The organism is Pseudomonas putida (genome assembly GCF_005080685.1).
GTDB classification, from domain to species: Bacteria; Pseudomonadota; Gammaproteobacteria; order Pseudomonadales; family Pseudomonadaceae; genus Aquipseudomonas; species Aquipseudomonas putida_V.
Genome location: NZ_CP039371.1, coordinates 2,645,526 through 2,658,150 on the forward strand (window position 1 = coordinate 2,645,526; position 12,625 = coordinate 2,658,150).

Annotated in this window: 13 protein-coding genes; 4 read left to right on the top strand and 9 right to left on the bottom strand. The window is 65.5% G+C overall.

Annotation, left to right across the window (positions count from 1 at the left end):
• The 5 genes from E6B08_RS12195 to purU are packed head-to-tail and all read right to left on the bottom strand — an operon-like array spanning position 1 to position 6,215.
• Positions 1–2,904, bottom strand: a complete 2,904-nt coding sequence (locus E6B08_RS12195; protein ID WP_136914231.1) for a 2Fe-2S iron-sulfur cluster-binding protein — start codon at positions 2,902–2,904, stop codon at positions 1–3.
• Positions 2,901–3,206, bottom strand: coding sequence for a sarcosine oxidase subunit delta (locus E6B08_RS12200; RefSeq protein ID WP_136914232.1), 306 nt, complete (start codon positions 3,204–3,206; stop codon positions 2,901–2,903). Before E6B08_RS12200 ends, E6B08_RS12195 begins: the two co-directional genes overlap by 4 nt.
• Before the next feature lie 11 nt (positions 3,207–3,217).
• Positions 3,218–4,459 (bottom strand): FAD-dependent oxidoreductase, encoded by a 1,242-nt coding sequence (locus E6B08_RS12205; protein ID WP_136914233.1) that lies wholly within the window; start codon positions 4,457–4,459, stop codon positions 3,218–3,220.
• On the bottom strand, positions 4,441–5,352 hold the full coding sequence (gene folD, locus E6B08_RS12210; RefSeq protein WP_136914234.1) for a bifunctional methylenetetrahydrofolate dehydrogenase/methenyltetrahydrofolate cyclohydrolase FolD: 912 nt from the start codon (positions 5,350–5,352) through the stop codon (positions 4,441–4,443). Before folD ends, E6B08_RS12205 begins: the two co-directional genes overlap by 19 nt.
• Positions 5,349–6,215: a formyltetrahydrofolate deformylase gene (purU, locus tag E6B08_RS12215; protein ID WP_136914235.1), complete on the bottom strand. Its 867-nt coding sequence runs from the start codon at positions 6,213–6,215 to the stop codon at positions 5,349–5,351. Before purU ends, folD begins: the two co-directional genes overlap by 4 nt.
• A gap of 222 nt (positions 6,216–6,437) precedes the next feature.
• Here purU and E6B08_RS12220 point away from each other — a divergent pair, with 222 nt between their 5' ends.
• The 4 genes from E6B08_RS12220 (at position 6,438) to E6B08_RS12235 (ending at position 9,085) form a co-directional block, all read left to right on the top strand.
• A complete protein-coding gene (locus tag E6B08_RS12220; RefSeq protein WP_136914236.1) occupies positions 6,438–6,839 on the top strand; it encodes a hypothetical protein in 402 nt (133 codons plus the stop codon).
• Between the two features lie 103 nt (positions 6,840–6,942).
• The gene (locus E6B08_RS12225; protein WP_136914237.1) at positions 6,943–7,164 is read left to right on the top strand and encodes an MbtH family protein; all 222 of its coding nucleotides are present in this window, start codon (positions 6,943–6,945) and stop codon (positions 7,162–7,164) included.
• On the top strand, positions 7,161–7,880 hold the full coding sequence (locus E6B08_RS12230; protein WP_136914238.1) for a thioesterase II family protein: 720 nt from the start codon (positions 7,161–7,163) through the stop codon (positions 7,878–7,880). The genes E6B08_RS12225 and E6B08_RS12230 overlap by 4 nt, the downstream gene beginning before the upstream one ends.
• Before the next feature lie 122 nt (positions 7,881–8,002).
• Positions 8,003–9,085: a DUF1615 domain-containing protein gene (locus E6B08_RS12235; RefSeq protein ID WP_416194398.1), complete on the top strand. Its 1,083-nt coding sequence runs from the start codon at positions 8,003–8,005 to the stop codon at positions 9,083–9,085.
• Positions 9,086–9,208: 123 nt separating this feature from the next.
• Here E6B08_RS12235 and E6B08_RS12240 read toward each other — a convergent pair whose 3' ends face one another.
• The 4 genes from E6B08_RS12240 to E6B08_RS12255 are packed head-to-tail and all read right to left on the bottom strand — an operon-like array spanning position 9,209 to position 12,619.
• On the bottom strand, positions 9,209–10,078 hold the full coding sequence (locus tag E6B08_RS12240) for a metal ABC transporter solute-binding protein, Zn/Mn family (RefSeq protein ID WP_136914240.1): 870 nt from the start codon (positions 10,076–10,078) through the stop codon (positions 9,209–9,211).
• Entirely contained in the window at positions 10,075–10,974 is a 900-nt protein-coding gene (locus tag E6B08_RS12245; protein ID WP_136914241.1) for a metal ABC transporter permease, read from the bottom strand. The genes E6B08_RS12240 and E6B08_RS12245 overlap by 4 nt, the downstream gene beginning before the upstream one ends.
• Complete coding sequence (locus E6B08_RS12250; protein ID WP_136914242.1) at positions 10,974–11,720, bottom strand: metal ABC transporter ATP-binding protein; 747 nt, start codon at positions 11,718–11,720, stop codon at positions 10,974–10,976. Before E6B08_RS12250 ends, E6B08_RS12245 begins: the two co-directional genes overlap by 1 nt.
• On the bottom strand, positions 11,717–12,619 hold the full coding sequence (locus E6B08_RS12255; RefSeq protein WP_136914243.1) for a metal ABC transporter substrate-binding protein: 903 nt from the start codon (positions 12,617–12,619) through the stop codon (positions 11,717–11,719). The genes E6B08_RS12250 and E6B08_RS12255 overlap by 4 nt, the downstream gene beginning before the upstream one ends.
• Positions 12,620–12,625 lie beyond the last annotated feature (6 nt).

A 12,625-nucleotide genomic window follows, 5' to 3' on the forward strand; every position in this document is an offset into this window, starting at 1 on the left:
TCAGAGCTCCTGGCGCGAGTTGTCGGGATCGAAGAAGGGCAGTTGCACCACCTTGGCATTGACCATCGCGCCGCCTTCCACGCGGATCGGAATGTGCATGCCGGGCGTGGCCTGGTGGGCGCCGGCATAGGCCAGACCGATGATCTGCCCCAGGGTCTGGGAGTACTCGCAGGAGGTGACGTTGCCAGAGATGTCCGCACCGTCGAGCACTAGGTGACCTTCCAGGGGCTGCGCGCTGCCCTTGGGCAGGGTGAAGCCGACCAGCTTGCGCTTGAGTGGTTGTGCCTCGAGGATCTCGATGGAGCGCTTGCCGACGAAGAATGGCTTCTTGCGGCCGATGGCCCACTGCATGTCGATTTCCGCCGGGTGGGTCATGCCATCGGTGTCCTGGCTGATGATCACATGGCCCTTTTCCAGGCGCAGCAGGCGCTGGGTCTCGACCCCGAACGGGCGGATGCCCAGGCCAGCGCCGGCTTGCATCAGCGCATCCCACAGGCGCTCGGCATGGCGTGCCGGCACGTGCACCTCGTAGCCCAGTTCACCGACGAAGCCGACCCGCAGGATGCGCGCGGCAATGCCTGCCACCTTGCCCAGGCGCACGCCCAGGTAGGGGAAGGCCTCGGCCGACAGGTCCACACCTTCGCAAACCTTGGCCAGCACCTGGCGCGACAGCGGTCCGGCGAGGTTGACGGCAGCCAGGGCAGCGGTGACGTTGGTGATGTCGACGTCCAGGCGCCACTGGGCGTTCCACTTGAGCATCTGCTGGTAGATACGATCGACGCCACTGGTGGTGGCAGTGACATAGAAGTGCTGCTCTGCCAGGCGGGCGCAGACGCCGTCGTCGATCACCACGCCGTGTTCGTTGGTCATCAGCGCATAGCGGGTGCGGCCGACGGCCAGCTTGGCGAAGCCGAAGGTGTACAGGCGCTCGAGCAGCTCGGCGGCATCGGGGCCGCGCACATCCAGGCCGCCGAGGGTGGACACATCGATCAGGCCGACTTTTTCCCGCACATGCCGGGCCTCTTCCTGCATGCAGCGCTCGCGTTGGTCGGCAGCGCCATAGTACGCCGGGCGTTGCCAGATACCGGCGGGCATCATCTTCGCCCCTGCCTGCACGTGACGCTGGTGCATCGGCGTCTGCCGGTAGGGGTCGAAGGCACGTCCGGCGACATGCGCGAGCTTTTCCGCCTGGAACGGCGGGCGTGCCGTGGTCACGCCGGTTTCACCGATGCTGCGGCCAGTGGCCTGGGCCACCAGGCGCGCGGTCGGCAGGGCCGAGTGGCGGCCCTGGGATGGGCCCATGCCGACCGTGGAGAAACGCTTGACCAGTTGCACGTCCCGATAGCCACTGCGGGTGGCGTTGACGATGTCGCGTACTTGCAGGTCTTCGTCGAAGTCGACGAAATCCTTGCCCTTGGGGTGGGGGAAGATCGGCCACGGGAAGTTGACCCTGGCCTCGGCGCCGAGCGTCGGCACTTCCGGGGCCTGCAAGCCCAGGGCGGTCAATGCCTGCGCGGCGCCACGGGCGGCGTCGGCGAGGACGTTGTCGAGCTGGTGGTGGCCGTTCACGGAGCCTGCGATATCCAGCCCTGCGGGCAGGTTGGCGAGGGTGAATTCGTCGCGGTTGACGTCGTAGGCGAGCTTGCCGCCCGCCTGGCACAGCAACTGATAGACCGGCATGTAGCCGGCCGACATGCACAGCAGGTCGCAAGCCAGGCGCAGGCCATGCTCGCCGACCTTGCCTTGGCCGGTGATCGGGCGGATGTCGACGCCGCTGACATGGCGCATGCCAGCTTCATGCAGGGCTTCGTACACCGTGCTGCCCAGGTGCAGGGGAATGTCGCGGCGCTTGAGCTCGCTGGCCAGCGCGCTGTCAGCGGGGGCGGCGCGCATGTCGACCAGGGCGGCGATAGCCACGCCTTGCTCCTGCAGGTCGAGCGCTGCCAGGTAGCCGTCATCGTGACCGGTGAGGATCACCGCGCGTTGGCCAGGTTTGACCGCGTACAGTTTCATCAGGCGCTGGGCGGCGCTGGTCAGCATCACCCCAGGCAGGTCGTTGTTGCGAAACACCACCGGCTGGTCGAACGAGCCTGCGGCCACCAGGCAGCGTGTGGCGCGCACCTTGTACATGCGCCGGTGCTGGATCACCGGCAGGTAGTTGTCGGTGAACCAGCCATTGCAGGTGGCTTCCAGCAAGACCTGGATGTTCGGATGGCCCTCGACCTCCGCCAGCAGTCGCTCGCGCAACTGGCCAGCGCGGGTGCCGGCGATGTCGAAGCGGGCGTAGGTGAGCGAGCCGCCGAGCACTGGCTGCTGCTCGACCAGCAGCACCTTGGCCCCGGCGTTGGCTGCATCCAATGCGGCGCGCAGGCCAGCAGGGCCTGCGCCGATCACGGCGACATCGACGAACAGATAGGCCTTGTCGTGATACTGCGGCTTGAAGGTCAGGTCGAGTACACCGAGGCCGGCCTTCTTGCGGATCAGCGGCTCCCACACCTTCCACATGCCCTTGGGCTTGTAGAACGACCGGTAGTAGAAGCCAACCGGCATGAAGCGCGAGAACTTGCCCAGGTAGGCATCGCGGTCGTTGGCCAGGCTGCCATTGAAGTTCTGCCCTTCGACCACCTGGCCATCGCAAGCGGCCTGCATGTCGGCCAGTACGTTGGGTTCGTCGGGCAGTTGCACCAGGGTATTGGCGTCCTGCCCGGCGAGGCTCAGCGGACCGCGTGGGCGGTGGTACTTGAACGAGCGCGACAGCAGCCAGCGGCCATTGCCGAGCAGGGCACTGGCGATGCTGTCACCGGTATAGCCCTGGCAAGGCTGGCCGTCGAAGGAAAACTGCACGGGCCGCTCGCGGTCGATCAGCAGGCCCATGGGCGCAGGGAGGCGGGTAAGGCTGTTCATCCGGCGATCTCCGGTGTGGCGGCGGGGGCGAAGTCGACGCGCTGGTCGAACACTTCCTTGGGGTCGAAGGTGCGCAGCACCTTGTCGCTGACGGTGTGGCGCTCGGCCAGGAACCAGTAGCTCGAGGCGTTGTGCAGCCACCATTCGATGACGGTGCCGGCCTGGTTGTCGCTGTTGAACACATAGTCGGCCCACTCGGCATCGCTGCAGGTAGCAGGGTCGGGCATGTGCTTGAACTCGCCGCCGTAGGAAAACTCGCTGATGTTGCGCGGGCCGTTCAAGGGGCAGGTCAGGATCTTCATCGTGCAGTCCTCTAGTGGCTGGCCGCGGTGGCGCCCATTTCGTTGACTTGCTGGAAGCGGCTGAAACGCTCCAGGGCGAAGGGGGCGATCATTTCCGGCACCTTGCCGCCACTGGCTACCAGTTCGGCCATGGTCTTGCCGCAGATGGGCGTGGCCTTGAAGCCCCAGGTGCCCCAGCCGGCGTCGAGGTAGTAGTTCTCGACCGGGGACAGGCCCATGATCGGGCTGTAGTCCGGGGTCATGTCGGTGATCCCCGCCCACTGGCGCATCAGCTTGGCGTTGGCCATGAACGGGAACATCTCGATGGCATGGGCCAGCAGGCTTTCCTTGAGGTCCAGGGTCGAGCGGGTGTTGTACAGCGGGTAGGGGTCGGAGCCTCCGCCGAAGACGATCTCGCCGCGGCTGGTCTGCTGCACGTAGCAGTGCAGCGCCGAGGAACTGACCAATGGATCGAGGAACGGTTTGAACGGCTGGGTGACCATGGCCTGCAGCGGGTAGGTGTGGATCGGTGCTCGAATGCCGGCCTTGGCCATCAACAGCGAACTGGCCCCGGCCACTGCTTGCACCACGCAGCCGCACTGTACGGTGCCACGGTTGGTCTTGACCGCTTCGATACGGCCGCCGCGAATTACCAGGTCCTGCACTTCGGTGAGTTGATGGATCTCCACGCCGCGCTTGGCCGCCTGCTTGGCGTAGCCCCAGGCGACGGCATCGTGGCGCGCGGTGGCGCCGTCGATGTGCCAGAGCCCGGCCAGCACCGGCAAATGGCCGGGGTCCAGATTCAGGCTGGGTACCAGTTCGCGGATCTGCTGGCGATCGATCATCTCGGTTCGTCCGCCGAAGTGCTTGTTGACCTCGGCCCGTTGGCGAAACGCGCGGACGGTGGCATCGGTGTGCGCCAGGGTGAGTTGACCACGCTCGGAATACATGATGTTGAAGTCGAATTCGTTGGACAGGTTCTGGAACATCCGCACCGACTCGGCGTAGAAGCGCACGCCCTCGCTGGTGAGGTAGTTGGAGCGAATCACCGCGGTGTTGCGCGCGGTGTTGCCACCGCCCAGATAGGCTTTCTCCAGCACAGCGATGTTGCTCACGCCGTGGTACTTGGCCAGGTAATAGGCCGTGGCCAGGCCATGGCCGCCACCGCCTATGATCACCACGTCATAGCGCGGCTTGAGTTCGCAGGGTGGCGGCAGGTCGACCTCCACCGGGTAGTCGGCGCTCAGGCCGTATTTCAGCAGGGCGAAAGGCATGCGGTGCGCTCCTGGTGGGTGGCCTGTTGTTGCAGGTCGAGGGCGATCAAGGTGTTCTTCATCAGGTAGGCGATGGTCATCGGCCCCACGCCACCGGGGACCGGCGTGATGGCCGCGACCTGAGGCAGGGCGGACGCGAAATCGACGTCGCCGACCAGGCGGCTGTGCCCGCCTTCATCGATACGGTTGATGCCGACGTCGATCACCACCGCTCCGGGTTTGAGCCAGTCAGCGCCGATCAGACGCGGTTTGCCGACGGCGGCCACGAGGATGTCCGCCTGGCGGCACAAGGCCGGCAGGTCGCGGCTACGCGAGTGCACTACGGTAACCGTGCAGTCCGCTTGCAGCAGCAGTGCAGCCATTGGCTTGCCGACGATGTTCGAGCGGCCCACCACCACCGCATGCTTGCCGCTGAGTTCGCCACAGGCTTCGCGCAGCAGGCGCATGCAGGCGCTCGGCGTGCACGGCGTTAGCACATCGCGGCCCTGGGCCAGGCCGCCGACGTTCTCGCTGTGAAAGCCGTCCACGTCCTTGAGCGGGTCGATCGCCTGCAGAATACGGTGCTCGTCGATGTGCGCCGGCAGTGGCAGTTGCACGAGGATGCCGTTGACAGCCGGGTCGCGGTTGAGCCGGTCGATCAAGGTCAGCAGCTCGGCCTGGGTGGTGTCGCTCGGCAGGCGGTGCTCCAGCGACCGGATGCCCACTTCTTCGGCGCGCAGCACCTTGTTGCGCACGTACACCTGGCTGGCCGCATCCATGCCCACCAGCACCACCGCCAGGCCCGGTTGCACGTCGCGCTGGTGCAGGGCCTGGACCTGTTCGCGGACCTCGGCCAGCACCCGCGTGGCGGTGGCCTTGCCATCGATCAGCTTGATGTTGGGGGTGGCGTTCATTTGAAGATCACCGTGCGGTCGTGGTTGAGGAACACCCGGTGCTCGAGGTGGTACTTCACGGCGCGGGACAGTGCGATGGTTTCGGTGTCACGGCCGATCGCCACCAGGTCGTCGGGGGCGTAGGCATGGTCCACGCGCTGCACTTCCTGCTCGATGATCGGGCCTTCGTCGAGGTCGCAGGTTACGTAGTGCGCTGTGGCGCCGATCAGTTTCACGCCGCGCTGATAGGCTTGGTGGTAGGGCTTGGCACCCTTGAAGCCTGGCAGGAAGGAATGGTGGATATTGATCGCCCGGCCCGACAGCTGGCGGCACAGGTCATCGGAGAGGATCTGCATGTAGCGCGCCAGCACCACCAGCTCGGTGCCGGTTTCTTCGACGATGCGCATCAGCGCGGCTTCCTGCTCGGCCTTGGTTTCCTTGGTCACCGGCAGGTAGACGAAGCGAATGCCCTGACGTTCGGCCATGGGGCGCAGGTCGAGGTGGTTGGACACCACGGCGGTGATCTGCATGTCCAGCTCGCCCTTGGCGTGGCGGTAGAGCAGGTCGGACAGGCAGTGGTCGAACTTGCTGACCATCAGCAGCACGCGCATGGGGCGGGCGCTGCTGTGCAGGCTCCAGTCCATGTCGAAACGCTGGGCCACGTCGGCGAAGCCGGCTTGCAGCTGCGCAGTGTCGCCCGTGCAACCGGTGTTGTAGCGGAATACGGCACGCATGAAGAAGCGGCTGTTGTCCTCGTCGTCGAACTGCGCCATTTCACTGATGTAGCAACCTTGCTCGGCCAGGTAGGTGGTCACCGCGGCGACGATGCCGGAAACGGCGGGGCAGCTGACGCGCAGGATGAAGTGGTCGGGAGCGGGATGCATGTCGGGGGCCTCGTGGTGAAGTAGGGCAGGTCGGCACAAGGGCGAAAAGCTTCGCGGGCGGCGAAGGATGTTTCTTGTTAGGAATATAAATTTCCTTTAGGCGATTTATAGGCGAAGACAAGGGTGGCGGTCTAGGGGTTTGTGAAAATTTTTTACTTGGGAGGAATATTCACCCAGCTAGCAGGGGTCGGCGATAGGGCCGGGAACGGCTATGCTTGGCCCATGAGCACACCTCTTCCTTGGCGTCAGCCCTGTCCTCCGGGTGCGTGTGATTGCGGCCGTGACGAGTTGGCCGAACAATCGCCGTCGGCCCAGCGCATCCTCCTGCTGACCCGCCAGGAGGAAAAACGCCTGCTCGAGCGCCTGGAAAACCTCCAGGACCTAGAGGACCTGCAACGGCTGCAAATGCGCATGTTCGAGAACCTCGGTATCCGCGTGCACATCACCCCCGGCTACAACGAAGTGCGCACCATGCGTGGCATCGTCATCGAGCTCGAAGCCCAGCCGGGCCTGTGTCGCAGGACCCGACAATCGATCCCCGCCGCCATCCGCCGGGGGCTGGAGCGCAATCCCCAGGTCGCCTATCGCTTGCTGGATGCCCACGACCTGTTGCGCGATGCCTGACGGCCAAGGCTAACGTACTAATTTTTCCTATCTGTCCTACGTCTACTTGAGAGCCTTCCTACACCAAGCGTGTGTCGGCATCTTTCACTCAAGGAGACAGGCAATGACTTCCGTTTTCGACCGCGACGATATCCAGTTCCAGGTAGTGGTCAACCACGAAGAGCAATATTCCATCTGGCCCGACTATAAGACGATTCCCAATGGCTGGCGCGCCGTGGGCAAGAGCGGACTGAAGAAGGAGTGTCTGGCCTATATCGACGAGGTCTGGACCGACATGCGCCCGCTCAGCCTGCGCAAGAAGATGGCAGAAGCCGCGGCGCAGTGAGCACGCTGAACCTGCTGTGCCTGCCTTACTCCGGTGCCAGCGCCATGGTCTACAGCCGCTGGCGGCGCAAGCTGCCGGCCTGGGTGCAAGTGCGTCCGGTAGAGCTGCCTGGGCGCGGCGTGCGCATGGGCGAGCCGTTGCAGACCGACATGCGGGCGCTGGCCCGGCAACTGGCCGGCGAGCAGCGTCTGGCAGCGAGTACGCCCTATGCCGTGTTGGGGCATAGCCTCGGTGCGCTGCTGGCGTTCGAGCTGGCGCACGAGCTGCAAGCCTTGGGCTGCCCGCCACCACGGGCGCTGTTCGCCTGTGGCACGGCAGCGCCAACCCGTCGCGAAGACTACGATGGCGCTCAGTGGCGTGAGCCCAAGACCGATCAGCAACTGGTCGGCGACCTGCGCGAGTTGGGCGGCACCCGGGAGGAAGTGCTCGGCAATGCCGAGCTGATGGAGTTGACCCTGCCTATCCTGCGCGCCGACTTTCTCCTCTGTGGCCGCTACGCCTATCGCCAGCGCTCGCCCTTGCAATGCCCGCTGCATGTATTGGCTGGCCAGACGGACCGGGCCAGCGAGGCGCAGTTGCTGGCCTGGCGCCAGGAGAGCCAGGGCGCGTTTTCGCTGCATTGGTTCCCGGGAGGACACTTCTTCATCCACGAGCACGAGGATCGCGTGCTGGGCATTCTTGCCGGCGCATTGGAACCGCTGCGCTTGAGTGCTTGATTGACGTCTTCGCCTGCCTGGGGGAGGCTAGACGCTTTCCCAGGCAAGGGGCAGGCAATGCTGATCGTTCCACACAAGGCCACGCGGCTGACCGTCGACACCCATCTGCTCGGTGAGCAGCCCTGAACGGCCGGCTACTGGCGCTCGGCCTGCTGGGCCTGGCGTTGTTGCAAGGGTGTGCCGGACGCCACGAGGAGGAGCCCGAGGCAGATCCTGCCAAGGTGCGTGCCCAGCTGATGCGTCTGTTGCCGGCCCAGGCCAAGGACCGCGCCGGTTGGGCCAAGGATATCCAGGTGGCGTTCGAAGCCCAGCGTATCGCGCCGAGCAAGAGCAATCTGTGCGCGGTGCTGGCGGTGACCGAGCAGGAGTCGACGTTCAGTGCCGACCCCCAGGTGCCCGGGCTGGGGCGTATCGCCCGCGAGGAAATCGACCGACGCGCCGCACGCCTGCACATCCCGCGGATAGTGGTCGATGGTGCCCTGAAAACGCCCTCGGGCAACGGCCAGACCTACCAGCAGCGCCTGCTGGCCGTACGCAGCGAGAAAGAGTTGAGCGCACTGTACGACGAATTCATTGCCCGGCTACCCCTGGGCAAGACGCTGCTCGACGGCCTCAACCCGGTGCATACCGGAGGGCCGATGCAGGTGAGCATCGACTTTGCGCAAAAGCACGCCAAGGACTACCCGTACACCTACGGCGGCACCCTTCGCCAGGAAGTCTTCACTCGGCGCGGTGGCATGTATTTCGGCATCGCGCACTTGCTCGGCTATCCCGCTAACTACGAACGTCAGCTCTATCGCTTCGCCGACTTCAATGCGGGCTGGTACGCCAGCCGCAATGCGGCGTTCCAGGCGGCCTTGAGCAAGGTGACTGGAGCCGATCTAGCGTTGGATGGCGACCTGATAGCGCCTGGCGCGATCCTGCCAGGTACGACCGAGCGGGCGGCGCGGAGCCTGGGCGAGAAGCTGGGGCTGCGCAATCCGCAGATCCGCAACCAGCTGGAGCTGGGTGAAAGCTTGGTATTCGAGGACAGCAAGCTGTACAGCGGAGTGTTCGCCCTGGCCGATGGGGCGGCTGGCAAGCCGGTGCCGCGAGCGGTGCTGCCTGGGATCGAGCTGCAGAGCCCGAAGATCACGCGCAAGCTGACCACGGCGTGGTTTGCGGGGAGGGTGGATGAGCGGTATCAGCGGTGCATGAAGCGGTAATTTCGGCTGGCTGTCATGGCCTCTTCGCGGGCAAGCCCGCTCCCACAGGTACAGCACAGGTTTCGAAGCTGCACGATCCCTGTGGGAGCGGGCTTGCCCGCGAAGAGGCCATAACGGCCATCCTCAACGCTTGGTCAATGCCCCGACAATCAGCCCGACACTGGCCTTGAGCCCCGCCAGCGCGTCCTCCGGGTCGCTTTCCACCACGACCAGCTTCACCCCGGCCGCCTTGATCACCTCAGCCACCGCCGCATCCGGCTGGCGATGGTCGATGACCAGCGCGACATCCTGGGTTTTCAGGTTCTCGCCCAGCGCCTCGAGCGTCGCCTTGTCCCACTTGCCGTCGGCAGGCAGCGGCGGGTCCACCACATCCAGGTTCATCCCGCTGGCCAGGTAGCCAAGGCGTTCGGACAGGCTGACCACGGTCAGGTTATCGACCTCGGCCAAACGGGTCTGGCTGCTGGCGCTGAGCTCCAGCAACTGGCGCTTGATCCCTGCCAGGTTACCCTGGATTTTCGCCTTGTCGGCAGGCGCCAGACGCTCCAGGTCATTGGCGAGCACGTCTGCCATGCGCCCGAGGTTGGTCGGGTTCAGCCACGGAAACGCCTCGTAGGCATCGTCGCCGCTCACCGCGATGCCGGGCAATGCACCATCTACCGGACGCGCCGCATCGATTTCGACGATGCGGATGTTGCTGCGCCGCGCCATGGGGTACAGCGGATCGTCACGCCAGATCGAGCGTACGCCGATCACGGCGTCGGCCTGGGTGGCCGCCTTGGCCAGGCTGGCACCGCCACGGCTGCTGAAGTACGACGGCTGGCGGCTGGCCGGCAGATTGGCCGGGGCGGCGCGCTTGAGTTCCACCGAGGTGCCGTCGAGCAGCGTACTGGCCAGGCTATGCGTGACCGGCAGGGTGGTCAGCACCTGGGTGGCGAAGGTCAGGGACGGCAGGCCGGCCAGGGCCAGCGCCAGGGTAAGGCGTTTGAGGTTCATGCCGGGTTTCCTTGCAGGCGTGGAACGAGGGCGCGGGCCAGGGCGGCGAGGGCGAAACAGATGCCAGCGACCAGGATGATCGCTGCACCCGAGGGTACCGGAAGGTCGAGGGTGATCGGCAGCAGGATGCCCAGCAGGGTGCTGACGGTGGCGATTGCGACCGACGTGAAGAAAAAGCCTTTGAGCGACTGGCTGACCAGGCGTGCAGCGGCGGCGGGTATCACCAGCAGGGCGCCGACCAGAATGGCACCGATCACCTTGACCGAGGCCACGGTCACCAGGGTCACCAGCACCACGAACAGGTAGTCCAGCGTTTTCACCGCCACTGCGCGCACGGCGGCCAGTTGTGGGTTGAAGCTGGCCAGCATGATGCGATTGAAAAGCGGCAGGGCCAGCGCCAGCACCAGCACCGCGACGACGCCGAGCACCACCAGGTCCTGGCCGCTGACGGTCAGCACCGAGCCGAACAGCACGTTCTCGAGAATGTGCACGTTGATCTTGCCGGCCAGCATCAGCAGCAGGCTGGCCCCGAGGGCCAGGGACACCGAGAGGAACACGCCGATCAGCGTGTCCGGCGAAAGCCCGGTGCGATTGCGCAGGAAGTTGAGCAGGATGCCGAACAGTAGGCAGTAGCCGAACAGGCTGCCGTAGGGGCCGGTATAGGGCTCGCCGAGCAGGATGCCGATCGCTACCCCGGTCAGGGCGGCATGGCCGACGGCTTCGGAGAAGAAGGCAAAGCGCTTGACCACCACCAAGGTGCCCAGGCCGCCCAGTACCGGGCCGATCATCAGGCCAGCGAGCAGGGCGTTGATCACGAAACCGTAGGCCAGGGCCTCGGGCAGGTAGCCAGCGCCGGCCCATTCCTGGACCCACTGGCGGAATGCTTCATAAGTCATCAGGCGAGGCTCTCGCTGCGCGGGTGGACGGAAAACAGGCTGAGCAGGCGCTCCGGGGTCAGGGCCTGGGCAGGCGGGGCGTCGAACAGCACTCGGCGGCTCAGGCCGGTGACGCGGTCGGCCAGGCGCAACACGGCGGCCAGGTCGTGCTCGATCCAAAGCACCGTGGTGCCGGCCTGGCGCCAGCCCTGCAGCAGTTGCTCGAATACCTGAATGCCGGCTTCATCAAGCGCCGACATCGGTTCGTCCAGCACCAGCAGTTGAGGCGCCGGGATCAGCCCCTGGGCCAGCAGCACGCGCTGACGCTCGCCACCGGACAACGCGCCCATGCGGCGCTTGCGCTTGTCGAGCATGCCGACCTGTGCCAGCGCTGCGTCGATTGCCGGTTGCGTGCGGCGCGACAGGCCAAGGAAGGCCGGGCGCTGCTGGCACATGGCGGCCATGAAGTCGTCCACGGTCATTGGCAGGCCGCGGTCGAACTCCAGGGCCTGGGGTACGTAGCCGATCACCTGTCGCTCGCCGGGCCAGTGCAGGGTCAACCGGCCGTGGTGCGGCATCTGCCCGAGCAGGGTCTTGATCAGCGAACTTTTGCCGCCGCCGTTGGGGCCGACGATGGCGTGCACGCTGCCGGCGGTCACGCTGAAGTCGACCTGTTCGAGGATGCGGGTGCGGCCCAGGGTCAGGTCGATCCCGGCAAAGTCGATGCGTGGCCCGCTGGCGGTCGCCAGGTTGGCGGCGGCGGTCATGCGCGATTCTCCTGGATGGCACGTACCACGGTATCCAGGTTGCGCTTCATCTCGACCTCGTACTTGTCCTTGGTGTATTCGCCATAGGAAATGTGCGTCAGCGGATACAGGCGCACGCCCGATTCGCGCTGGATGGTTTCGACGTAGGCAGAAGGAAAGTCCATTTCCGAGAAGATCACTTTCACGTCCAGCGCCTTGAGCTGGTCGATGGTTTTCTTTAACTGCGCGGGGCTTGGCTCGATGCCATGGGCCGGTTCCACCACCGCCGTGACCTCCAGGCCGAAATCGCGTACCAGATAGTCGTAGGCGGCGTGGATGGTCGCCACGCGGAAGTTGGCACCCGGCGCCTCGGTCACCTTGGCCAGGGCCTCGGCACGCAGGGCGCGCAGCCGCTTGGCGTAGGCGCGGGCGTTCTGCGTGTAGAACTTGGCGTTTTCGGGGTCGAGCTTGCCCAGTTCGCGGGCGATGTTGTTGACCTGGGCGATGGTGGTGCTGATCGACAGGAAGGTGTGCGGGTTGACGACCTTGCCGGCGCCGCGGGCGGCAATGCCGGTGGCCGCCAGCAACGGCACGTTCTGGTTGGCCTCGATGGTCTTGATATCGGGTTTTTCGCTGGCGGCGATCATGCGGTCGGCGAAGTCGTCGTGACCTACGCCGTTGAGCACCACCACGTCGAGGGTGCCAATGCGCTTGATGTCCTCGGCGCGCGGCTCGTAGGCGTGGGGGTTGAAGCCAGCCGGGATCAGCGGCACCACTTCGGCCTTGTCGCCGACGATGTTGCTCACGTAGCTGTAATAGGGGTGCAGGGTGATGCCGATGCGCAGGGGCTTGCCGTTGTCGGCCATGGCCAGCGCGGGCAGGGCGCAGGCCAGAAGCAGGGCGAGGGCGGTGCGGAACATGGAAGG

Excerpts from the sequence above, each read along its gene's own strand:
- E6B08_RS12255 (WP_136914243.1), bottom strand. The coding sequence starts at position 12,619 with ATGTTCCGCACCGCCCTCGCCCTGCTTCTGGCCTGCGCCCTGCCCGCG.
- E6B08_RS12200 (WP_136914232.1), bottom strand. The coding sequence starts at position 3,206 with ATGAAGATCCTGACCTGCCCCTTGAACGGCCCGCGCAACATCAGCGAG.
- E6B08_RS12250 (WP_136914242.1), bottom strand. The coding sequence starts at position 11,720 with ATGACCGCCGCCGCCAACCTGGCGACCGCCAGCGGGCCACGCATCGAC.
- E6B08_RS12195 (WP_136914231.1), bottom strand. The coding sequence starts at position 2,904 with ATGAACAGCCTTACCCGCCTCCCTGCGCCCATGGGCCTGCTGATCGAC.
- folD (WP_136914234.1), bottom strand. The coding sequence starts at position 5,352 with ATGAACGCCACCCCCAACATCAAGCTGATCGATGGCAAGGCCACCGCC.
- E6B08_RS12205 (WP_136914233.1), bottom strand. The coding sequence starts at position 4,459 with ATGCCTTTCGCCCTGCTGAAATACGGCCTGAGCGCCGACTACCCGGTG.
- E6B08_RS12225 (WP_136914237.1), top strand. The coding sequence starts at position 6,943 with ATGACTTCCGTTTTCGACCGCGACGATATCCAGTTCCAGGTAGTGGTC.
- purU (WP_136914235.1), bottom strand. The coding sequence starts at position 6,215 with ATGCATCCCGCTCCCGACCACTTCATCCTGCGCGTCAGCTGCCCCGCC.
- E6B08_RS12240 (WP_136914240.1), bottom strand. The coding sequence starts at position 10,078 with ATGAACCTCAAACGCCTTACCCTGGCGCTGGCCCTGGCCGGCCTGCCG.
- E6B08_RS12245 (WP_136914241.1), bottom strand. The coding sequence starts at position 10,974 with ATGACTTATGAAGCATTCCGCCAGTGGGTCCAGGAATGGGCCGGCGCT.
- E6B08_RS12220 (WP_136914236.1), top strand. The coding sequence starts at position 6,438 with ATGAGCACACCTCTTCCTTGGCGTCAGCCCTGTCCTCCGGGTGCGTGT.